The following is a 20,632-nucleotide window of genomic DNA, read 5'->3' on the forward strand; positions in this document are numbered from 1 at the left end:
TCGGCCGTTTGGAGGCCGTTGGCGGGCGCGGGACGATTTCATTACCCGATATAAATAGAGAAATACCATGCCAGCAGGATTTTTCGAGTTCAAACCATTGGCCAAGGCGCTTTGCATGTCCCGCTCGATCAGCGCCCGCTCATCCCGGGCGTTGCTCGGTAAAGGGGTGCTGGGCGCTGCATTGATGCTGCCCATGGCCGCCCAGGTCTGGGCTCAGGGGGTCAACTTCGACATCGCTGCCCAGTCGCTGCCCAACGCCTTGCGTGCGCTTGGTGAGCAGGCCGATGTGCAGTTCATCTACAACGCCTCGGAAATGGCCGACCTGCGTGGCAACGAAGTGCGTGGCAGCTACACCGTCGACGCGGCAGTGGCCAAGCTGTTGCGCGGCTTGCCGGTCAGCTACAGCCTGGAGGGCGATACCCTGACCCTGGTGCGGCGTGAGCGCGCTGCGTCCTCGGCGCTGGAACTGGGCGCCACCAACATCACGGGCAACACGTTGGGCGTGACCACCGAAGGCAGCAACTCGTATACCACCGGTGGCGTCACCATCGGCAAGAGCGAACACAAGCTCAAGGATATTCCGCAGAGCGTGTCGGTGATGACCCGCAAGCGCATGGATGACCAGAACATCACCGACTTGCCGACGCTGTTGGCCAACGCGCCGGGCATGACCTTCGCCAAAAGCCCGGGCACCGGCGGCTTTATCACCTCCCGCGGTTTTGAAATCGATTCGCTGCAGTACGATGGCGTGCCCATGACCCGTGGCATCTATGCGCTGGGCAGCTACCTGACCGAACCGACGGCATTCTATGACCGTGTCGAACTGCTGCGTGGCGGTGCTGCACTGCTGCAAGGGGCCAACAGCCCGGGCGGCGCGATCAATTTCGTACGCAAGCGCGGCCAGGCCAAGCCGACGGTCACCCTGACCGCCCAGGCCGGTTCCTGGGACCACTATGCCACTCAGGTTGACGTTGGCGGCCCGCTGAACGAGGCGGGTAACATCCGTGGGCGTGCCGTGGTCGACTACGATACGCGCAACTCTTTCATCGACTATGTGGGCGGCTGGGAACAGAAGGTCTACGGTGCGCTGGACTTCGACCTGTCTGAAGACACCACCCTCGGTGTCGGCATCAGCGATCGCAAGACGCGTTTCACGCCCATGGTCGCCGGTTTGCCGCGCTTCAGTGATGGCCGGGACGTAGGCTTGTCGCGCTCGACCTTTACCGGCTCCGACTGGAACCGCGGCATGACCGAGCAGTTGGCGTTGTATGTCGACCTCGAGCACCGCTTCAACGACCACTGGAAGTTCAAGACCGCGGCGGTGGCGATCAACGAGCGCAACGAAATGACCTACGCCTACGTGGTAGCGCCGACCGGCCTGGCCAACGATGGGTCCGGTTTGTTCGACTGGCGCTACGCCACCGATTTCAACTCCCACAGCCGCGGCCTGGACATGTTCGTCGATGGCGACTTCAACGGTTTTGGCTTCGACCAGGAAGTGGTGTTCGGCGGTAACTATTCTCGCTTTACCAGCGACAACACCATGGCGGTGGTGCGCAGCGCCGGGGCGAACATTTTCGATCTCGACAACCACTTGCCCTTCGAGAACTACGACAGCCTGGCGGCCCGTGGCACGCGTACCGACAGCCAGTACACGATCGTGCAGAAAGGTATCTACGGTACCTGGCGCGTCAAGCTGACCGACCCGCTGACCCTGATCCTCGGTGGGCGTACCAGCTGGTACTCCTACGATTACGACTCTCAGGTCTATCAGGCCGGTGTTCATGAGTACGACAGCCCGGCTTCCAAGGCCAACAACGGTGTCGTGACGCCTTATGTGGGGCTGGTTTATGAACTGACCCCGCAATGGTCGGCCTACGCCAGCTATGCGGACGTCTTCATTCCGCAGAGTGCCAAGGGCGTCGGTGGCTCTACGATCGAGCCGATCGTTGGCAGCAACTACGAACTCGGTCTGAAGGGTGAACTCTACGATGGCCAGGTCAATACCAGCGTTGCCCTGTTCCGCTATGACCACGAGAACCGAGCGGTGCCGGTTCAGGATGTCACACAAATCTGTGATGGGTCCAGATGCTCGGAAGCGTCCGGCAAAGTGCGTAGCCAGGGCCTTGAGGCCGAGATCAACGGTGAGGTGCTGCCAGGCCTGCAAGCGTCGGCCAGTTACGTCTACAACACCACCAAGTACCTCAAGGACAACACGAACGAGGGCAAGATCTTCTCCACCTGGACGCCGAAACACTCGGTGAAGGTGTGGACGGACTACACCCTGCCTGGTGACTTCAGCCGCTTCAGTGTCGGCGGCGGTTTCAACAGCCAGAGCAGTACCGTTGCCTTCGATCGCAAGTTCGATTCGCCCGGCTTCACCATCTGGAATGCGCGCCTTGGTTACAAGGTCAGCGACGAAGTCAGCCTGGCGGTCAACTTCAACAACATCTTCGACAAGGTCTACTACATTCCGTCGTATGCGGCCGTCACTGCCAACAACTATTACGGCGACCCTCGCAACTTCATGTTCTCGGTCAAATACACCCCGCAGTTCTGAACCTGGGGCCACGCAGGCCATCTTGGCGGGTACCCCGTCCAGATGGCCTGCGCCAGGTCACAGCTCCCGCGCTACACGAAAGCCCAGGAAGTCGCCACGTACCGTGCGTTCGCGATCATTGCGATTGCCCGAACGCGAGAAGATCGGCGCTTCACCCCAGTCATTACCGCGCATGTGCGCCGCCTGGCAAAGCCCGCCGTCGGCCTCCATCCAGGCACTGCCATCGCTGGGCGCGCCGACGTAGTCCTTGTGGTAGCAGTCGGCGACCCATTCATACACGTTACCGTGCATGTCATAGACGCCAAAGGCATTGGGCGGGTAGCTGCCAACCGGTGAGGTATAGCTGTAGCCGTCCTTGGGGCCGTAGGTATTGGCGTGCTTGCTGATCTGGTAATCGCCTTCTTCGTCGAACGGGAACGGGAACGGCCCGGTGGAGCCGGCCCGTGCCGCGTACTCGCGTTCGGCCTCGCTGAGCATGCGGTAAGTGTGGCCGGTCTTTTTGCTTAGCCACTGCGCATAGGCCTGCACATCGTAGTAATCGACGCACACTGCCGGCTGGCGCGGCCCTTGCGGGTAGCGAGGCTTGCTGGCCTGGCACAGGCGCCCAGGGCGTTTATCACCGTCCTTGATGACCACGCCGGTTTCCTTGATATAGGCATCCAGCTCGCCGGCGGTGACCTGGAAGCGGCTGATGGCGAAGGGTTTGGCGAAGGTCACGGTATGTTGCGGGCCTTCGTCGGGCTGCTTGCCCGGCTCGTCATCCGGCGTGCCCATGACGAAACTGCCCGCAGGCAGCACGACCATTTCCGGGCAGCCGGCCTTGCAATCCTGGAAGACCTCGCCCGGGGTCTTGCCGGCAGCCTGGGCGAGTAGCGGGCAGGCCGCCATGGCCAGGGCAAGGGCCAGGCCGGTGACGGTGTAGGGGGCGCACTTCATGGCGAACGTTTCCTTTTTGGCAGGTGTGACGGGGTATTCAGGGTGCCGGGCAGCTACGCCCGAACGCCTCGATGAACGAGTCGATCAGGGGCTGCTCCAGCATCATGGTTTCGTGTGGGTAGGGTGAAGGCAGCGAAACGTCCAGCTCACCCCCTGCGCAGAACTGGCGGATGACCTGCTCGGCGGCGTGAATGTGTGCTGCGCTCTTGTGCACCTGCGACCACCAGCAGCTGGGCTTGACCCTGAGCGGAGTGAGGGTGAAATCGGCGAAGCTCGCTTCCAACTGATCGTGGATGTCGAACGCCTGGGCATTCATGATCTGGGCCTTGGCACTGGCCAGCACGCCCTGGACATCGGTGCCAGCGTCAGCCAGGTGCGCCGTGGCCCACTGGTAGAACGCCTTGACGTCCTGAGTAGGGTTGGCGTGCAGCTGCTCGGTGGCGGCCTGCCTGGCCTGCGGGAACAACAGCCCAAACAGCTCGACGGTGTCTTGCAGCTCGCGCTGGCCCGGTGCATCGCTGTGGCGGGCTGGGCGAGGGGAGTGATGGGGGAACGCGGCGCGGCTTAACTGCGCCTCGGGCAGGGTGCTATCGACCAGCCCCAGGAATGCGACCTCGCAGCTGGCCTGTTCCAGCTGCCGGGCGATGTCCCAGGCAATGCTGCCGCCCAGCGACCAGCCCATCAGGCGGTACGGCCCGGACGGTTGTGCCTGGCGGATCTGTGCGGTGTAGTCGGCGATCATTGCTTGCCAGCCCTGCTGTTCGGCCGGCGCCGGGCTGCCGCCCCGGTGCTGCACGCCGTAGACGCAAGCCTGCTGCTCCAGGCAGCGGGCCAGCGGCTGATAGCTGAAGACCATGCCGCCGCTGGGGTGGATACAGAACAATGCAGGCAGCGGTGTGGCCGGGCGGTTGAGGGGCACGATGCACGGGCTCGTACGTGCATGCTCACGGCCCAGATGTGCGGCCAGCAGGTCGATGCGGGGGTAGGCGAGCAGGTCCTGAATGCGCACTGCCAGGCCCAGTTCCTGCTTGATGCTGGCCAGCAGCTGGATAGCCAGCAACGAGTGGCCACCCAGTTCGAAGAAGTGATCGTCGCGGCTGATACGTTCGACGTTGAGCGCGGTTTGCCACAACGTGGCCAAGGCCTGTTCAAGCGTGCCCTGGGGAGCGTTGTAGGCTTGCTGCAACAGGCTGGCATCGGCCTTGGGCAGGGCCTTGCGGTCGAGCTTGCCGTTGGCTGTCAGCGGCCACCGGTCGAGCAGCAACAGGTGCGCCGGGACCATGTAGTCCGGCAGCGCCTCCTTCAGCTGTTCGCGCAACTGCGCGCGCAGCCCGGCGTGCTGCTCCAGCGCTACCTCGGCAGCGGGTATCAGGTAGGCCACCAGCTGCTGGCCGGTCGCGCCTTCCTGGGCCAGCACCAGGGCCTCGCGCACCTGCGGCTGGGCCTGCAGGCGGGCTTCGATCTCGCCCAGCTCGATGCGGAAGCCGCGGATCTTCACCTGGTGGTCGATGCGCCCGGCGTATTCGATCACCCCGTCGGCGTGGTAGCGCGCCAGGTCACCGGTGCGGTACAGGCGCCCGCCAGGGGCACCGAACGGGTCCGGCACGAAGCGCGTGGCGCTCAGGTCGCTGCGCTTGAGGTAGCCGCGTGCCAGGCCGGCGCGGCCCACGTACAGCTCGCCGATGCAGCCTTTGGCTACCGGGTTCAGGTCGCCGTCGAGCACATACCAGGACAGGTCGGGGATCGGCACGCCCATCGGGCTGCTGGCCGCCTTGCCCAGGTCAGCCAGCGACAGCGGCCGGTAGCTGACATGCACGGTGGTTTCGGTGATGCCGTACATGTTCACCAGCTGCGGCTGGCGGTCGCCGAAGCGTTCGAACCACGGTGCCAGGCTGTTGACGTCCAGCGCTTCGCCCCCGAACACCACGCTGCGCAGTGCCAGCGGCCGCTGCGGCTCGGCCGTGGTGGCCACCGCCATCAGTTGCTTGAACGCCGACGGGGTCTGGTTCAGCACCGTGACCTGTTCATCGGCCAGCAACTGGTAGAAGGCCTCGGGCGAGCGGCTGGTGTGCTGCGGCACGATCACCAGGCGCCCGCCGTACAGCAGGGCGCCGAAGATTTCCCACACCGAGAAGTCGAAGGCATAGGAGTGGAACAGGCTCCACACGTCGTCGCTGCCGAAGCGGAAGTCGGCGTCGGTGGCCGTGAACAGGCGCAGCACGTTGCGCTGCGGCAGCAGTACGCCCTTGGGGTTGCCGGTGGAACCGGAGGTGTAGATCACGTAGGCAAGGTTGTCCGGGCTGACCGTGACCGGTGAGCAGGCCAGCGGGTCGGCCTGGCTGCAGTCATCGTTGCTTTCCAGGCTGAGCACGCGCACGCCTGCCGGCACCGGCAGGCTGGCCAGCACCTGGGGCTGGGCCAGCACGCGCTGCAGACCGCTGTCTTCGATCATGTAGGCCAAACGGTCGGCCGGGTAGGCCGGGTCCAGCGGCACGTAGGCACCGCCGGCCTTGAGGATGGCGAAGATGCCAACGACCATGTCCAGCGAGCGCTCGGCAGCCAGGCCGACCAGCACGTCGGGCCCGACCCCGTCGTCGACCAGGCGCCGGGCCAGGGCGTTGGCGCGCTGGTTGAGCTGGGCATAGCTCAGGGCCTGGCCCTCGCAGGTGACGGCAATGGCATCGGGCGTACGCTGCACCTGGGCCTCGATGCGGCTGTGCAGAGCCTGGTCGGCCGGGTGCTCGGCGGGGGCCGGGTTCCACTGGGCGAAGGTGATCTGCTGTTCCTGTGCGCCCAGCATGTCGAGCTCGCCCAGCCGATGCTCGGGCCCCCGGGCCATGGCCAGCAGCAGGTTCTGCCAGTGCCGGGCCATGCGTTGCACGGTGCCGTGGCTGAACTGGCTGCAGTCGTATTCCAGGCTGAAGCCAAGGCCATCGGCTGCGTATTCAAGGTCGATGCCGACCAGGCATTTGGCCTGGGCGCTGGCGGTATCGAGGAAGTCCAGCTGCAGTGGGCCCAGGGCCATCGGGCCGCTGGCAGTCCCGGCCACGCGCCAGTTGAACAGGGCCTGGAACAACTGGGTGGGTAGCACCTGGCCGTTGTGCTGCAGCGTCTCCAGGTACAGCTCCATCGGGTAGTCGCTGTGGCTCAGGGCCGCAATAGACTGCTCGCGCAGGTTTTGCAACAGGGTCTGCACGGATTGCTGCGGGTCGAGTTCGGCGCGGTAGATCTGGGTGCTGACGAAAAAACCTACCAGCTGCTGGGTTTCGCTGCGGTTGCGCCCGGCGCTGGGCACGCCGAGGGTGAATTGCCGCTGGCCGCTGTAGCGGCCCAGCAGCACCTGCCAGGCGGCCAGGGCGATGACGAAGGGTTGCACGCCCTGCTGCCGGCTGAGCTGCAGCAGGGCCTGGAACACCTCGGCGTCCAGTTGCAGGCCATGGTAGCGGGCACTGGTGCCCTCAGGCGGCACGCCAGCGCAGCGCGGGTCGAGGTCACCCGGCAACATCAACGGCTGCAGTTCGTCACCCAGCCGGGTATGCCAGTAGCGGGCAGACGCTTGGCACGCATCACTTTGCAGGTAAGCCTGGCGTTGCCAGATGGCGTAATCGGCATACTGGATGGCGGGCCGTTGCAGCTTGCAGGCTCCCTGGGCGGCTGCCTGCGAATAGGCGCCCAGCAGGTCCTGCAGCAGGATTGGATTGGACCAGGCGTCTGAAACGATGTGGTGCATGTTCAGCAGCAACACATGCTCGTCACCTTGTACTTTCACCAGTCGGGCCCGGATCAGGGGCGCCTTGCCGAGGTCGAACGGTGCCAGCGCATCCGCTTCGATGAGCCGCTGCAATGCATGAGGGCGTTGCGTGGCGGGCATGGCGGTCAGGTCGTCGCAGGGCATTTCGAGGCGTGCGTCGGCTTCGACGAACTGCTGCGGTATGCCCTCGACCTCGGCGAACCTGCTGCGCAGGATGTCATGGCGGTCGACCACCGCCTGCAAGGCCATGGCCAAGTGCTGGCCATGCAGTTCACCCTTCAGCGACAGGGCCCGTGGCAGGTTGTACGCCGCGCTCTGCGGGTTGAACTGCTGCAGGTACCACAGGCGCTGCTGGGCGAATGAGAGGGGGGCTGGCCCGGCGCGCTCGCGTGGTGCTATCCGGTCGGGTTCGGACGGCTCATCCTGGAGGAGGGCGAGCAAGGCGTCGTCCAGCAAGTCTTCAGCGAGCGAGTCGGCATCCAGTGATTCGTGCATGGCGGTCCCTGTGGCAGTCGAGTCGAAGGACAGCAGCATGGGGGCCGGCCTCGCCGGGGAATGGCCGCTGTCCTCTGGAGAGGTGTATGGCCAGTAAACGAGCCGCCGCACGGCAAATTTACCGGCAGGCGCAGGGGCGGGGCGGGTGGGCAGGCCCCGGCCAGGGCGGCCGACGGCCTGGCTGGGGCGAGGGATGCAGCCGGTCAGGCCGGCTGGGCTGCGGTGCGGACCTTGCCGCTGTCCATGTGTACCAGCTGGTCGGCAATATCGAAGTAGCGGTCATCGTGGGAGATGACAATGATGGTCTTGCCCAGGCGCTTGAGGTCCGGCAGCAGCTCTGTGTAGAAGATGCGGCGGAAGGTTGGGTCCTGATCGGCTGCCCACTCGTCGAACACCAGCACCGGGCGCTGCTCCAGCCAGGCGCTGATCAGTGCCAAGCGCTTGCGTTGCCCGGTGGACAGGTCGGTGGTGGTGAAGGCGCCGTCGCGTACGCTGACCTTGTGCGCGATCTCCAGGCGTTGCAGGTATTGGGTAGCATCGTCGGGAATCTGCTGGTCGCCCTGGACCACGTCGTCGAACAGGTAGTAGTCGGCGAAAATGGTGGTGAACAGTTGTCGGTAGTCATCCCGGTCAAGCACCGAGACCGGCTGACCATCCAGCAGGATGTCACCACTGTGCGGCGCATACAGGCCAAGCAGCAGCTTGATCAGCGTGGTCTTGCCACAACCGTTCTCGCCGACGATGAACACGATGTCGCCCTGGTTGATCGTGAGGTTCACCGGGCCCAGGCGAAACGGCGTGCTGCCCTCGACTGCCGGAAATGCGTACTGCACATTGCGCAGCTCCAGGCTGTCGATGGCCTGGCGGGGAGCGCCTTTGCCGTCGAGCAGCAGGTCAGGTTCGGGCGAGGAAAACTGCTCTGACAGCTCGGCAATGCGCTGGAATGCCACCTGTGCCTTGCTGACCAGCGGCAGTACGCTGACCAGATGGTCCAGTGGGCCTTTCATGTACAGCAGCACCAGCACGAAGCCGGTCATTGCCGCCTGATCGACGCTTGTCCAGGTGCTCTGCAAGGCCAGTGCCAGGCCGATGACGATGAAGAACAGCGTCGAGCCGAACGTCTTGGCCAGGATGTAGGTGTTGACTGCCTTGATCTGGATGGCGCTGATCCGCTCGCTGATCCCCTGAATGTGTCGGGTGAACATGCGATACCGGCGCGGCCGGTGTATGCGCAGCTCCTTGGCGCCCTGGGCAATTGCGTTGTAATGCTTCTGCAGATCGTCCTCGGCCTCGCGGGCGGTGTTGAACCCCTTGATGCCGCGCGTGCGGGCGATGACCTGGGCGGTAATGCCGGCGCCCAATGCCAGCAGCATCAGCAGGAACAGCGGGCCGGACAACGTTGCCAGGTAGCCCATGCAGCCCAGCGTCACCGTCAGCGAAATGGTCAGGGGGGCGAAGGCGAACGAGAAATCGCTGATGGTATCGATATCGTGGGTCAGCACCGGGATCAGGCGGTGGCTGCGATAGCGCTCGATCTGCTCGATGGGCGCCGAAAGCACTTTTTCGCCCAACTCCTTGCGCAGTTTGGCGATGATCTTCTGGCCAACGAAATTGGTGCCCATGTCGGAGAAGATGCTGCTGAGCAAGGTCAGCACGCAGAGGCCGGCAAACAACCACAGCACGGCATGGGTCAGCCCTGCTTCGCTGTTGAGGGCGCGGTTGATGGTGGCCAGCAGCGTGGTGACGCTGAAGCCGCCGAGGATGCCCAACAGTATGGACACCAGCACGATGGGCCAGAACGGCTTGAGCAATTGGGCAAGCTCGCGGGGCGCGCTGAGCGGTTTGCGAATCATGGGGAAGTCTTCTCCAGGCGGATCAAAGGACGTGGTCATCAAAGAAGGCTTCACGCTCCAGACGCAGCAGAGCGGCTTTCTTGTGGGCCAGTTGAATGTCCTTCAGGTGGCCGAACCCCTGGGACTTGAGGAAGTCGATCTGGCGCGTATGGTCGATGCGCGGCTCGCCGAGAATCCGCTGGGTGCGTGGGTCATCGAGGAACATGTAATGCATCAGCGAGCGGAACCAGCCGCGCAGTTTGCCGATGCCCTGGTGCTTGGGCTCGCCGATCACCACATGCCAGCCACGGTCGTAATCGGCGACGTCGTAGTAGGGGGCGATGCGGTCTTCCTTGCACCAGTACACCTCGAAGTAGGCGAAGGGTTCGTCATCGAAGCAGCCGATCAGCGGGTGTACGCGCGGGTCGTCGAGCATTTCGCGAATGTATTGCGCATGTTCTTCCGGAGTGCCGGTCTGCTCCCAGAAGAACGCGACTTGCTCCAGGTTCATCCAGCGGTTGAAGGCTGCAAGGTCCTTCACCGGGTCGATGGTGCGCAGTGAAAAGGTGGCGTTCAGCTTCGGCAGATGGCGTCGATAGACTTCGCCCGCCGGTTTGGGCGGGCGTTGTGGGTGGCGTTTCTCGCCGCTGAAGCAATAACGCGGGGCAGTGTGCACGCTGGCCGGCTCACGCAGCCATGGCAGGGGTTGCTGCCAGAAGGTCTGGCGGGTGCAGCGCAGGGCAAGCCTGCCTTGGTCGTCGACCTGCCAATGATCGAAAATGCCTTCACGTACGGCACGCACGGCAAATTCCCGGTCGCCAGGGACCTGCACATTCACCTCGTTGCATTGTTTGCGGTGGCAGAAACGGGTCGCCAGTACCGCCAGCATCGCGCTGGCCGGAAATGCTGGCGGAAGTTGCTCGAAGACGATGCGGTTGTCGACCTCCCGGTAGGGGATGGCGGCGCTGCTGTCGAGGCGCAGGCTGCCGCTCTCTGGCGTTTCATCCTGGGCACTGGCTTTGCGGCCATCGGCCAGGATCAGACTGAAAGAGGGTGCGTTCATAGGGCTTCCTGTGAGGGGGCGAGTGCGACTTGTCGGGTGCTGTCCATGGATAAAGACGAACCGCACCTGCCGATGTTTAAGCGCCGGGTATGGCACCTGCTTCAGCGCCATCGACCTGCCAGCCGCCGCCCAGGGCCTTGTACAGGGCGATGCTGCCCATGACCCGCTTGAGGCGCAGTTGCACACCCTCGTCCTGAGCCTGGTACAGGGTGCGCTGGGTTTGCAGGACGGTCAGCAGGTCCTCGGCACCTGCCTGGTAGCGGCTTTCGGCGATGTTGAAGGCTTTGCGCGCCTGTTGCAGTTCGATGGCCTGCCAATGCAGTTGCCGGTCGATACCGTCCAGGGTATTGAGGGCCTTTTCCACATCGCTGAAACCAGCCAGGATGGCGCCGCGGTAGTTCTGCAGCAGTTCGTCCTGGGTTGCCACCGCCTTGTCGCGCTCAGCGCGCAGGCGGCCGTTGTCGAACACCGGCGTGATCAGGCCTGCGGCGAGGCTGGTGAAAGGGTTGCGCAAGACGTCCGGGAAATGATCGTTGCCGCTGCCGACGATCACCGTCAGGTTGAGTTTGGGCAGCATCGCGGCACGGGCTACGCGCACATTGGCCTGAGCCGCCGCCAGCTTGGCCTCGGCATTGGCGATGTCCGGCCGTCGGCTGATCAGTTCGCTGGGCAGGCCCGCATTGATCGAGGGCCACTTGAGCTGTTCAAAGCGCGTGTTGCCCAGTTGCAGGTTCTGCACCGGCTGCCCGACCAGGGTCGCCAGGGTAATCAGGGCCTCCCGGGCCTGTTGCTGGTAGAGAGGACGTTGCCGTTGCTGGGAGGCGACCAGGCTTTGTTGCTGGGCCAGTTCCAGTGCCGTGGCCGAGCCTGCATCGAAGCGGGTTTGTACCAGTTGCAGGACATGCTCCGCGTTGATCAGGTTGAGGTCAGCGATATGCCCCTGTTGTTGGAAGGCCAGCGCCTGCATGTAACTGTCGGCAACCTTGCCGAGCAAGGTCAGTTCAACGGTCGCGCGCTCGAACTCACTGGCTTGCAGGCCGTACAGGGCGCTCTCGCGCGCTGCCGCGTTGCCGCCCCAGAAGTCCACCTCATAGCTGGCCTTCAGGGCCACATCCAGGTAATGAGTGGTGCGCTGGGTCGGGCTGGAATTCAGTTGGCTGTAGCCGTTGCCGTGCTGCAGGCGCTCGCGGTTGGCATTGGCGGCCCCGGTGACCTCGGGCAGCAAGGGGGCGCCAGCAATGACCGCATCGGCCTGTGCCTGGCGAACCCGGGCCATGGCCGCGCCGACTTCAAAACTGTCGGTGCGGGCTTGCTCCACCAGCTGGTTCAGTGCAGGGCTGCCGAACGACTGCCACCAGCCGGTCAAGTGGCGTGGTGGGGCCTCGGGCGTGGCCGCCTGCCAGCGGGCCGGGGCATGCACGCCGTGTTGTGGCGGCGTTGCCGGGGTGGCGCAGGCGCTCAGCAGCAGGCAGGCGCCGAGCAGGGGCAAGGGTTTGATCAACGTTGGGGTACTCATACGCTGGTGAGGGCGGCCACCGGATCGAGCCGGGCGGCCTTGCGGGCGGGCATGAAGCCGAATGCGATACCGGTGACCACGGCGCAGGCGAAGGCACCGATGGCGGCGGGCAGCGAGAAGGCGACGGCGACCTGGGCCAGGCTCAGGGCACCGCCGACCAGCAATGCCAGGGCGATGCCGCTGACGCCGCCGACCATGGTCAGCATCACGGCTTCGGTGAGGAACTGGCGCAAGATGTCGCGCTGGCGCGCGCCGGTGGCCATGCGGATACCAATTTCCCGGGTGCGCTCGCGTACGGTCATCAGCATGATGTTCATCACCCCGATGCCGCCCACCAGCAGCGAAATGGCGGCAATGGCGCCCAGCATCAGCGACAGCGCGTTCTGCGTCCTGGCTTCGGCCTGGATCATGGCCGCATTGTTGGTCAGTTCGAAGTCGGGTACGCCGTTGTGCAGTTTCAGCAGCAACTGGTCGATGACCTGCTCGGTCTGCTTCACCTGGCGCGCATCTGCAGCGGCGATCACCACGTATTCCGGGGCCTGGTTGCCGAACAGGCGCACGCTGGCCGTGGTGTAGGGCACCATCACTCGGGCGTCGGCATCCTGGTCGCCAGAACTGGCGCCCTTGCCGGCCAGTACCCCGATGACCTGGAACGGTGCGTTCTCGATAAGTATGTACTGGCCCACCGGGTTGCGGTCGGCAAACAGTTTTTCCCGGGTCTTTTCGCCAATCACCGCCACTGCCGCGCCGGCGGCTTCGTCGGCCTCGGTGAAGAAACTGCCCTGGGCCACTGGCCAGTTGAATATCTGCGGGAAGTAGGTGTTGGAGCCTCCGACATAGAGCTTCAGGTCCTGGTTGCCATAGCGCACACCGGCTTTGCCGCCATTGACGGGCATGATCATGCGCACTTGGGGCAGGGTGGCGATGGCGCGGGTGTCGTCCAGGGTGATGATGCCTTCCGGCGCCCTGGGGGCGGGTGGCTTGCCATTGAGGTAGATGATGTTGGAGCCGAAAGCGCCCATCTGCGCCATGACCTGGCGCTTGCTGCCTTCACCCACGGCCAGCATGACCACCACCGACGCCACGCCGATGATGATGCCCAGCAACGTCAGTGCGGTGCGGAAGCGGTTGATCCACATCACCCTCCATGCCGCCTTGACGGCGTCCAGCAGTTCACCTTTCCAGGCGCCGTTGTGCTCGCTGCCGTCGTTCAGGCGCTGGCGCAGGTCGACGGCCTGCAGCACCTCGCTCTTGGGCGGCGAAGCGGGCAGTGGCTCAGGCTGGGCCTGGTCGCTGATGATCTGGCCATCGCGGATTTCGATGATGCGCTTGGCTCGTGCGGCGACTTCCCGGTCGTGGGTGATGAGGATCACCACATGGCCCTGGCTGGCCAGTTCGTCGAGCAGGGCCATGACTTCGGTACCGCTGCGGCTGTCGAGGGCGCCAGTGGGTTCGTCTGCCAGAATGATGTGGCCACCGTTCATCAGCGCGCGGGCTATGGATACGCGTTGCTGCTGGCCGCCGGACAACTGGTGCGGGCGATTAGCGGTGCGTTCGGCCAGGCCCAGGCGGGTGAGCAGGGTATGGGCGCGCGCGTGGCGCTCGGCGGCGGGCATACCGGCATAGATTGCCGGCATTTCGACATTCTCCTGGGCGGTGCCGGAGGCAATCAGGTGATAGCCCTGGAACACGAAACCGAAGGCTTCACGCCGCAGCCAGGCGAGTGCGTCACTGTCCAGGCTGGCCACCTGTTCACCCGCGAACAGGTAGTCGCCACTGGAGGGGCGGTCCAGGCAGCCGAGGATGTTCATCAGCGTAGACTTGCCTGAGCCAGAGGTACCGACAATGGCGACGAATTCACCGGCGTGAATGCTCAGGTTGATGCCGCGCAACACCTCGATTCGCGGTGTATCGACGCCGCCATAGCATTTGCGGATATCGCGCAGCTCGATCAGTGGGACTGGCATTTACCCTCCCGCACTGAGCAAGGGGCTGATCAGCAGGTGGTCTCCTTCTTCCAGCCCTTCGAGAATCTGCACGCGCAGCCGGTCACTGATGCCGGTGCGTACTTCGCGATTCTCGATGGCGCCGTGTTTCGTCAGTACCTGTGCCAGCCTGCGATCGGGTTGCTTGCCTGGGTTCAGCGCAGAAATCGGGGCGGTCAGCACATTGTGCGCACGGTCAGCGACGAAGAATACCTGGGTGGTCATTTCCGCCATCAGGGCGCCGTCGGCGTTATCGACGTCCAGCAAGACCGTATACAACACCACGCGGCCATTGCTTTTGCTGGCCGGGCTGCCGCTGCCCTGGTTGGCGTGCTCCAGCGGCTTGGGCGGCACCGGCAGGATCTGCCGTACAGTGCTGTTCCAGCGCCGGGTGCCACCGCTGAGCGTGGTGAAATAGGCGTGCATGCCGGGTTTGACATGACCAATGTCCGCTTCCGACACTTCAGCCCAGACCGTCATCGGTGACAATTTGGCGATGCGCAGGATCAGCGGGGTCTGCTGCTGAGCGTTTAGCGTCTGCCCCTCGCGGGCATCCAGTGCGACCACGGTGCCACTCATGGGGGCATAGATGCGTGTGTAACCCAGTTCGGCCTGGTCACTGCGCAGGCTGGCCTGGGCCTGGCGAATCTGCGCCTGGATCATGTCGATGCGCGCCTGGGTGGCCTTGAGTTCGGCGCGCGCCGTTTGCACATCCTCTTCGCGCGTGGCACCGCCCGCCGCCAGGCTCTGCTGGCGCCGGGCCTTCTGCCGGGCCAGCTCATGCTGGGCACGTTGCTCTTGCAGCTGTGCCTGCAGGTTCTCGATCGAGTAGCGCCCCGCATCCAGCTTGGCCTGTTGCGTGGACGGGTCGATCTCGACCAGCAACTGGCCTTCTTGCACCGTGTCGCCGACCTCGACCTTGATGGCACGGATTTGCCCGGATGCCTGGGCGCCGACGTCTACATAGCGGCGTGGCTGCAAGGTGCCGATGGCGGTAACGCTGCTCTCGATATCACCCCGGCTGACAGTGACGGTATTCAGGCCGTTGCGGCTGGGCGGCATGATCTGCCAGGCACTCACGGCCAGCAGTGTTGCCAGACCAAATAAGGTGATCAGGGCCCGACGGGCCAAGAGGGGACGTTTCATGCAGGGTTCCGGCCAAAGTAAATTCCTCCGAGACACGTCGCGGGGTTGTACTTTGAACGAGAAGCAGCCCGCAAAATTTACTGCGCGGCACGGGACGGGGGGTGATAGTTGCCGAAGGCGAGTGAACTATCGGCTTAAACGGTTAAGCTGCAACTTGCGAACACAAAAAAACCCGACAGTTGTCGGGTTTTTTTGTTCGCTCAAGTTACTGCTTGGCAGGTTCTGCCGGAGTAGCTGGAGCTGCTTCTGGCGCCGGAGTAGTCGGAGCTGCTTCTGGTGCCGGAGTAGCCGGAGCGGCTTCTTCGGCAGCCTTCTGCTCGGCTTCGGCCTGATCTTTGGCAGCTTCAGCGTTTTCCTTGGCTGCTTCGTTCATCTTATCCTGAGCTTCACCCATTTTTTCCTGGGCTTGCTCGGCGTGTTGCTGTGCGTCTTGGGCTTTGTCTTCGCTCGCTTTATCGCAAGCAGCCAGGCCCATGGCAGCGGCCAGCATCAGAGCAAAAGCAAAAGGTTTACGCATGGGGATGTTTCTCCTTGGTGGAATAAGTGACTTGTTCCTTCGAGTGCCACTACGCGGAATAAGTTCAACGAAGAATACAGATATATAACGTCCGGTTCTATATAGACTTTTAAACGAATTCATGCCGCTGCCCTGCGGCCGGTGGAAACAGCCAATGAGCGATTCAACCTTGATGGCAATGGCCGAGCGCTTTCTCTCGGCGTTAAAACATTGTCAGTTGTTGCAGATGCGCGTGGCGCAGGCCGATGGCGATGGCATGACCTTGGTCCTGCCATGGTCGCCGGCCATTGTCGGCAACCCGCAAACCGGTGCCGTGCACGGCGGTGCACTGACCACGCTGATGGACACCACTTGTGGGATGGCCACGTTGTGTGTGCTGCCGCGCTTCGAAGTGTGCCCGACGTTGGACCTGCGCATCGACTACATGCACCCGGCTGAGGCGGGCAAGGACATTTACGGCCACGCCCAGTGCTACCGTGTAACCCGCGACGTGATCTTCACCCGTGGCACCGCCTACCAGGACGACCCCGACCAGCCCATTTGCCAAGTGGTCGGCACGTTCATGCGCCTGGGCCAGGACATCAAGGGCGGCATCCGTTTCGGCGACAGCCTGAAGGAGGGCGACGCATGATTCCACACGCGGTGCGTCAGCAGCTCAACGCCGCCCATGCGGTAGGCGACTATCGACCATTGCTGGCGCTGATTCCCTATGCCGGGCTGATCGGCATCGAATGCGAGCGTCAGGGCGATGATGTGTTGTTCCGCTTGCCGGCCAGCCCGGACAATATCGGCAACCCGCTGCTACCGGCCATCCATGGCGGCGTGATCGCCGGCTTCATGGAGCTGTCGGCAGCGCTGTACCTGCTGATCTACAGCGAGAGCGCAAGCATTCCGAAGATCATCGACTTTTCCATCGACTACCTGCGCGCCGGGCATTTTCGCGATACCTACGCCCAGTGCCAGCTGTGGCGCCAGGGCCGGCGGGTGACCAACGTGGCCATCACTGCCTGGCAGGGCGACAGACAGTCGCCGATTGCCACGGCCCGTGCGCATTTCAAGATCGAACCGGAAAAGCCCTTGAAATCATCCGGGCAGCCCCCATCTGCATGACATCCGCCGTTAACGCTGGCCGAACCGGCCGCCAGGCGCCACCGCCATCAGATCGGAGTTTCGAAGACCATGACTGTGGAAACACAAAAGGAAACGTTGGGCTTCCAGACCGAGGTGAAGCAACTGCTGCACCTCATGATTCACTCGCTGTACTCGAACAAGGAAATCTTCCTGCGGGAGCTGATTTCCAACGCTTCCGACGCCGCCGACAAGCTGCGTTTCGAAGCCCTGGCCAAGCCAGAGCTGTTCGAGGGCGATACTGACCTGAAGATTCGCCTGAGCTTCGACAAGGACGCCGGCACCGTGACCCTCGAGGACAACGGCATCGGCATGAGCCGCGAAGACGTCATTGCCCACCTGGGCACCATCGCCAAGTCCGGCACTGCCGACTTCATGAAGAACCTCACCGGTGACCAGAAGAAAGACTCGCACCTGATCGGTCAGTTCGGCGTGGGCTTCTACTCTGCGTTCATCGTTGCCGACAAGGTCGACGTGTACAGCCGCCGTGCTGGTCAGCCAGCGGCCGAAGGTGTGCACTGGTCGTCGAAAGGCGAGGGCGAATTCGAAGTCGCCACCATCGACAAACCACAGCGCGGTACCCGTATCGTCCTGCACCTGAAGAAGGACGAGCAGGAGTTCGCCGATGGCTGGCGCCTGCGCAACGTGGTCAAGAAGTATTCCGACCACATCGCCCTGCCGATTCAACTGCCGAAAGAGCAGGCCGCCGCCGCCGAAGGTGAAGAACAGCCGGCCGAGGAGTGGGAGACCGTCAACCGCGCCAGCGCCCTGTGGACCCGTTCGCGCACCGAGGTGAAGGACGAGGAGTACCAGGAGTTCTACAAGCACATTGGCCATGACTTCGAAAACCCGCTGGCCTGGAGCCACAACAAGGTCGAAGGCAAGCTCGAATACAACTCGCTGCTGTACGTGCCGGCCCGTGCGCCGTTCGACCTGTACCAGCGCGAAGCACCGCGCGGCCTGAAGCTGTACGTGCAGCGTGTGTTCATCATGGACCAGGCCGAGTCGTTCCTGCCGTTGTACCTGCGCTTCATCAAGGGTGTGGTCGATTCCAACGACCTGTCGCTGAACGTGTCGCGTGAAATCCTGCAGAAAGACCCGATCATCGACTCGATGAAGACCGCGCTGACCAAGCGCGTGCTGGACATGCTGGAGAAGCTGGCGAAGAACGAACCCGAGCAGTACAAGGGCTTCTGGAAAAACTTCGGTCAGGTGCTGAAAGAGGGCCCGGCCGAAGACTTCGCCAACAAGGAGAAAATCGCCGGTCTGCTGCGCTTTGCGTCCACTCAGGACGACAGCGGCGAGCAGAGCGTCGCCCTGGCCGACTACCTGGCCCGCGCCAAGGAAGGTCAGGACAAGATCTATTACCTCACCGGCGAGTCGTACGCGCAGGTCAAGAACAGCCCGCACCTGGAAGTCTTCCGCAAGAAAGGCATCGAAGTGCTGCTGCTGACTGACCGCATTGACGAGTGGCTGATGAGCTACCTCAATGAGTTCGACGGCAAAGCCTTTGTCGATATCGCCCGTGGCGACCTGGACCTGGGCAAGCTGGACTCGGAAGAAGACAAGAAAGCCCAGGAAGAAGTCGCCAAGGACAAGGAAGGTTTGGTCGAGCGACTGAAAGGAGCGCTGGGTGACAGCGTGGCCGAAGTGCGCGTATCGCACCGCCTGACCGACTCGCCGGCAATTCTGGCCATCGGTGAGCAGGACCTGGGTCTGCAGATGCGCCAGATTCTGGAAGCCAGCGGGCAGAAAGTGCCGGAGTCCAAGCCGATCTTCGAGTTCAACCCGACTCACCCGCTGATCGAGAAGCTGGACCACGAGCAGAGCGAAGACCGTTTCGCCGAGCTTTCGCACATCCTGTTCGATCAGGCGGCACTGGCGGCCGGTGACAGCCTGAAGGACCCGGCGGCGTACGTTCGTCGCCTGAACAAGCTACTTGTCGAGCTGTCTGCTTGAGTTGATGCATAGGAAAGCCCGCTTCGGCGGGCTTTTTTCATGGCAGCCTTTTTGTGAGAAGTGCCAAAGGAGTGCTAGATGAGCAAAGTTATCGTCGAATCGCTGGTTTATCACCTGTCTGGCAAGGCCTACGAAAGCCGTTTGGTCTATGAGCCAGGGGTGCTGGGCCGTCCGGGCCTGGTGATGGCGCCGAACTGGATGGGCATTGGCGAAGGTGCCGAGCGGATCGCCAAGGAAGTGGCCGAGAAGGGCTACGTGGTGCTGATTGCCGACCTCTACGGGCAATCGGTGCGCCCGTCCAATGCCGATGAGGCAGGCGTGGCGATGATGCCGCTGAAGAATGACCGTGGCGAACTGCGCAAGCGCATGCAGGAAGCCTTGGCGCAATTGCTGGGGCAGTCGAAGGCGCTGCTGGAGCCTGGCAAGGTGGCCACCTTCGGCTTCTGCTTCGGTGGCTGCTGCGCCCTGGAACTGGCCCGTAGCGGCGTCGATCTGCGCGCGGCAGTGTCGTTCCACGGGACCTTGGACACGCCGAACCCTGAAGATGCCAAGCACATCAAGGGCTCGGTGCTGGTGTTGCACGGTGCCTCCGACCCATTGGTGCCTAAAGAGCAACTGCCCGCATTCGAAGACGAGATGAACGCAGCCAAGGTGGACTGGCAGTTGCTCAGTTACGGCGGCGCGGTGCACTCGTTCACCGACCCGAGTGCCAATGTACCGGGCAAGATGCAGTATGACCGGCGGACCTCGGAGCGGGCGTTCCGCTCAATGCATAACCTGCTGACTGAAGTGTTCCAGCGCTGACAGTGCACGGGGCCGCAAAGCGGCCCCAATCACCGAGGCAACTCGATCCTCGAAGTTTCCCCTGGCACCGCAGGCCAATCCCCGGCAGCCCACCTGGCCCTTGCCTGCTCGATCAGTTCCGGGTCGCTGGCCACGAAATTCCAGTTCATCCGCCGCGGCCCATCCAGCGGTGCGCCACCTATCAGCACCAGCTGACACTCACCTTCAGCATACAATGTCACCGCTTCGCCCTCCGCAAGCACCACCAGGCTGCACGGCGCCACGTCCTCGTCATTCATCATCAGCTCACCGTCGAGCAGGTACAGCGCACGCTGCGCAGGCTCTTCTGGCACCAGCAGGGTAGTCGCCGGCTGCATCCGGACATGGGCATACAGGGTGGGGGACAGCACCGGTACCGGGGACGTCAGGCAAAACCCGCTGCCGGCAATCATGCAGATACGCACCCCCAGGCTGTCGCTGACCGGCAGGCTCGCCGCAGGGTGATGGCTGTAGCTCGCCGGCCCTTGTTCATGCTCACGCGGCGACGCCAGCCATACCTGCAGGCCGTGCAGACGTGAGCCATGGGCCAGGGCGTCCGCTGGCGTGCGCTCGACGTGGGCCACGCCGCTGCCAGCCGTCATCCAGCTGACATCGCCGGGCAGCACGTGTTGGTCCGAACCCAGGCTGTCCTTGTGCTGGATTGCCCCTTCGAACAGGTAGGTCAGGGTGGACAGGCCGATATGCGGGTGCTGGCGGATGTCCATGCCATGCCCCGGGGCGTAGTCGGTTTCGAGCATGTGGTCGAAAAACACGAACGGGCCAACGCTGCGGCACTGGGCCGATGGCAGCGGGCGCAGGATCGGCTGGCCCTCGACCGATTCGGCACGGGGGTGAATGACCAGGGGGCTGCTCATGGGACGGCTCCAGGCGAGGTGACAGTGCTTCAAGCATAACGGTTTGC

The 20,632-nt window shown here is 63.5% G+C and carries 14 protein-coding genes; 5 read left to right on the forward strand and 9 right to left on the reverse strand.

The annotated features are described in order from the left end of the window. The first annotated feature begins 67 nt into the window (after positions 1–67). Positions 68–2,560: a TonB-dependent siderophore receptor gene (locus ACE4QZ_RS10485; protein ID WP_021785465.1), complete on the forward strand. Its 2,493-nt coding sequence runs from the start codon at positions 68–70 to the stop codon at positions 2,558–2,560. A gap of 57 nt (positions 2,561–2,617) precedes the next feature. On the opposite strand, the gene ACE4QZ_RS10490 is transcribed toward ACE4QZ_RS10485, so the two are convergent. From ACE4QZ_RS10490 to ACE4QZ_RS10525, 8 genes are all read right to left on the reverse strand, one after another. Next, on the reverse strand, positions 2,618–3,496 hold the full coding sequence (locus tag ACE4QZ_RS10490) for a formylglycine-generating enzyme family protein (protein WP_102885725.1): 879 nt from the start codon (positions 3,494–3,496) through the stop codon (positions 2,618–2,620). Positions 3,497–3,533: 37 nt separating this feature from the next. After that, the gene (locus tag ACE4QZ_RS10495; protein ID WP_410480442.1) at positions 3,534–7,781 is read right to left on the reverse strand and encodes an amino acid adenylation domain-containing protein; all 4,248 of its coding nucleotides are present in this window, start codon (positions 7,779–7,781) and stop codon (positions 3,534–3,536) included. 164 nt (positions 7,782–7,945) lie between these two features. Next, positions 7,946–9,595: a cyclic peptide export ABC transporter gene (locus ACE4QZ_RS10500; protein ID WP_028698285.1), complete on the reverse strand. Its 1,650-nt coding sequence runs from the start codon at positions 9,593–9,595 to the stop codon at positions 7,946–7,948. A gap of 22 nt (positions 9,596–9,617) precedes the next feature. Beyond that, complete coding sequence (locus tag ACE4QZ_RS10505; RefSeq protein ID WP_003251532.1) at positions 9,618–10,637, reverse strand: GNAT family N-acetyltransferase; 1,020 nt, start codon at positions 10,635–10,637, stop codon at positions 9,618–9,620. A gap of 76 nt (positions 10,638–10,713) precedes the next feature. Continuing rightward, a complete protein-coding gene (locus tag ACE4QZ_RS10510) occupies positions 10,714–12,153 on the reverse strand; it encodes an efflux transporter outer membrane subunit (protein ID WP_279934775.1) in 1,440 nt (479 codons plus the stop codon). Next, the gene (locus ACE4QZ_RS10515) at positions 12,150–14,120 is read right to left on the reverse strand and encodes a MacB family efflux pump subunit (RefSeq protein ID WP_279934776.1); all 1,971 of its coding nucleotides are present in this window, start codon (positions 14,118–14,120) and stop codon (positions 12,150–12,152) included. The genes ACE4QZ_RS10510 and ACE4QZ_RS10515 overlap by 4 nt, the downstream gene beginning before the upstream one ends. Next, a complete protein-coding gene (locus ACE4QZ_RS10520) occupies positions 14,121–15,284 on the reverse strand; it encodes an efflux RND transporter periplasmic adaptor subunit (protein ID WP_279934778.1) in 1,164 nt (387 codons plus the stop codon). Between the two features lie 205 nt (positions 15,285–15,489). After that, entirely contained in the window at positions 15,490–15,801 is a 312-nt protein-coding gene (locus ACE4QZ_RS10525; protein WP_021785472.1) for a hypothetical protein, read from the reverse strand. A gap of 154 nt (positions 15,802–15,955) precedes the next feature. Between ACE4QZ_RS10525 and ACE4QZ_RS10530 the strand changes: the two genes are divergently transcribed. The 4 genes from ACE4QZ_RS10530 to ACE4QZ_RS10545 all read left to right on the forward strand — a co-directional run bounded on the left by ACE4QZ_RS10530 (position 15,956) and on the right by ACE4QZ_RS10545 (position 19,692). Next, on the forward strand, positions 15,956–16,432 hold the full coding sequence (locus ACE4QZ_RS10530) for a PaaI family thioesterase (RefSeq protein ID WP_021785473.1): 477 nt from the start codon (positions 15,956–15,958) through the stop codon (positions 16,430–16,432). Then, a complete protein-coding gene (locus ACE4QZ_RS10535; protein WP_003251519.1) occupies positions 16,429–16,911 on the forward strand; it encodes a PaaI family thioesterase in 483 nt (160 codons plus the stop codon). Before ACE4QZ_RS10530 ends, ACE4QZ_RS10535 begins: the two co-directional genes overlap by 4 nt. 69 nt (positions 16,912–16,980) lie before the next feature. Further along, positions 16,981–18,888 (forward strand): molecular chaperone HtpG, encoded by a 1,908-nt coding sequence (gene htpG / locus ACE4QZ_RS10540; protein ID WP_021785474.1) that lies wholly within the window; start codon positions 16,981–16,983, stop codon positions 18,886–18,888. A gap of 78 nt (positions 18,889–18,966) precedes the next feature. Then, the gene (locus ACE4QZ_RS10545; protein WP_021785475.1) at positions 18,967–19,692 is read left to right on the forward strand and encodes a dienelactone hydrolase family protein; all 726 of its coding nucleotides are present in this window, start codon (positions 18,967–18,969) and stop codon (positions 19,690–19,692) included. 29 nt (positions 19,693–19,721) lie between these two features. Here ACE4QZ_RS10545 and ACE4QZ_RS10550 read toward each other — a convergent pair whose 3' ends face one another. Further along, on the reverse strand, positions 19,722–20,585 hold the full coding sequence (locus ACE4QZ_RS10550; RefSeq protein WP_021785476.1) for a pirin family protein: 864 nt from the start codon (positions 20,583–20,585) through the stop codon (positions 19,722–19,724). Positions 20,586–20,632 lie beyond the last annotated feature (47 nt).

The organism is Pseudomonas sp. DCA-1, assembly GCF_046523955.1.
Taxonomy (GTDB): domain Bacteria; phylum Pseudomonadota; class Gammaproteobacteria; order Pseudomonadales; family Pseudomonadaceae; genus Aquipseudomonas; species Aquipseudomonas putida_Y.

Excerpts from the sequence above, each read along its gene's own strand:
- ACE4QZ_RS10485 (WP_021785465.1), top strand. The coding sequence starts at position 68 with ATGCCAGCAGGATTTTTCGAGTTCAAACCATTGGCCAAGGCGCTTTGC.
- ACE4QZ_RS10490 (WP_102885725.1), bottom strand. The coding sequence starts at position 3,496 with ATGAAGTGCGCCCCCTACACCGTCACCGGCCTGGCCCTTGCCCTGGCC.
- ACE4QZ_RS10495 (WP_410480442.1), bottom strand. The coding sequence starts at position 7,781 with ATGCTGCTGTCCTTCGACTCGACTGCCACAGGGACCGCCATGCACGAA.
- ACE4QZ_RS10500 (WP_028698285.1), bottom strand. The coding sequence starts at position 9,595 with ATGATTCGCAAACCGCTCAGCGCGCCCCGCGAGCTTGCCCAATTGCTC.
- ACE4QZ_RS10505 (WP_003251532.1), bottom strand. The coding sequence starts at position 10,637 with ATGAACGCACCCTCTTTCAGTCTGATCCTGGCCGATGGCCGCAAAGCC.
- ACE4QZ_RS10510 (WP_279934775.1), bottom strand. The coding sequence starts at position 12,153 with ATGAGTACCCCAACGTTGATCAAACCCTTGCCCCTGCTCGGCGCCTGC.
- ACE4QZ_RS10515 (WP_279934776.1), bottom strand. The coding sequence starts at position 14,120 with ATGCCAGTCCCACTGATCGAGCTGCGCGATATCCGCAAATGCTATGGC.
- ACE4QZ_RS10520 (WP_279934778.1), bottom strand. The coding sequence starts at position 15,284 with ATGAAACGTCCCCTCTTGGCCCGTCGGGCCCTGATCACCTTATTTGGT.
- ACE4QZ_RS10525 (WP_021785472.1), bottom strand. The coding sequence starts at position 15,801 with ATGCGTAAACCTTTTGCTTTTGCTCTGATGCTGGCCGCTGCCATGGGC.
- ACE4QZ_RS10530 (WP_021785473.1), top strand. The coding sequence starts at position 15,956 with ATGAGCGATTCAACCTTGATGGCAATGGCCGAGCGCTTTCTCTCGGCG.
- ACE4QZ_RS10535 (WP_003251519.1), top strand. The coding sequence starts at position 16,429 with ATGATTCCACACGCGGTGCGTCAGCAGCTCAACGCCGCCCATGCGGTA.
- htpG (WP_021785474.1), top strand. The coding sequence starts at position 16,981 with ATGACTGTGGAAACACAAAAGGAAACGTTGGGCTTCCAGACCGAGGTG.
- ACE4QZ_RS10545 (WP_021785475.1), top strand. The coding sequence starts at position 18,967 with ATGAGCAAAGTTATCGTCGAATCGCTGGTTTATCACCTGTCTGGCAAG.
- ACE4QZ_RS10550 (WP_021785476.1), bottom strand. The coding sequence starts at position 20,585 with ATGAGCAGCCCCCTGGTCATTCACCCCCGTGCCGAATCGGTCGAGGGC.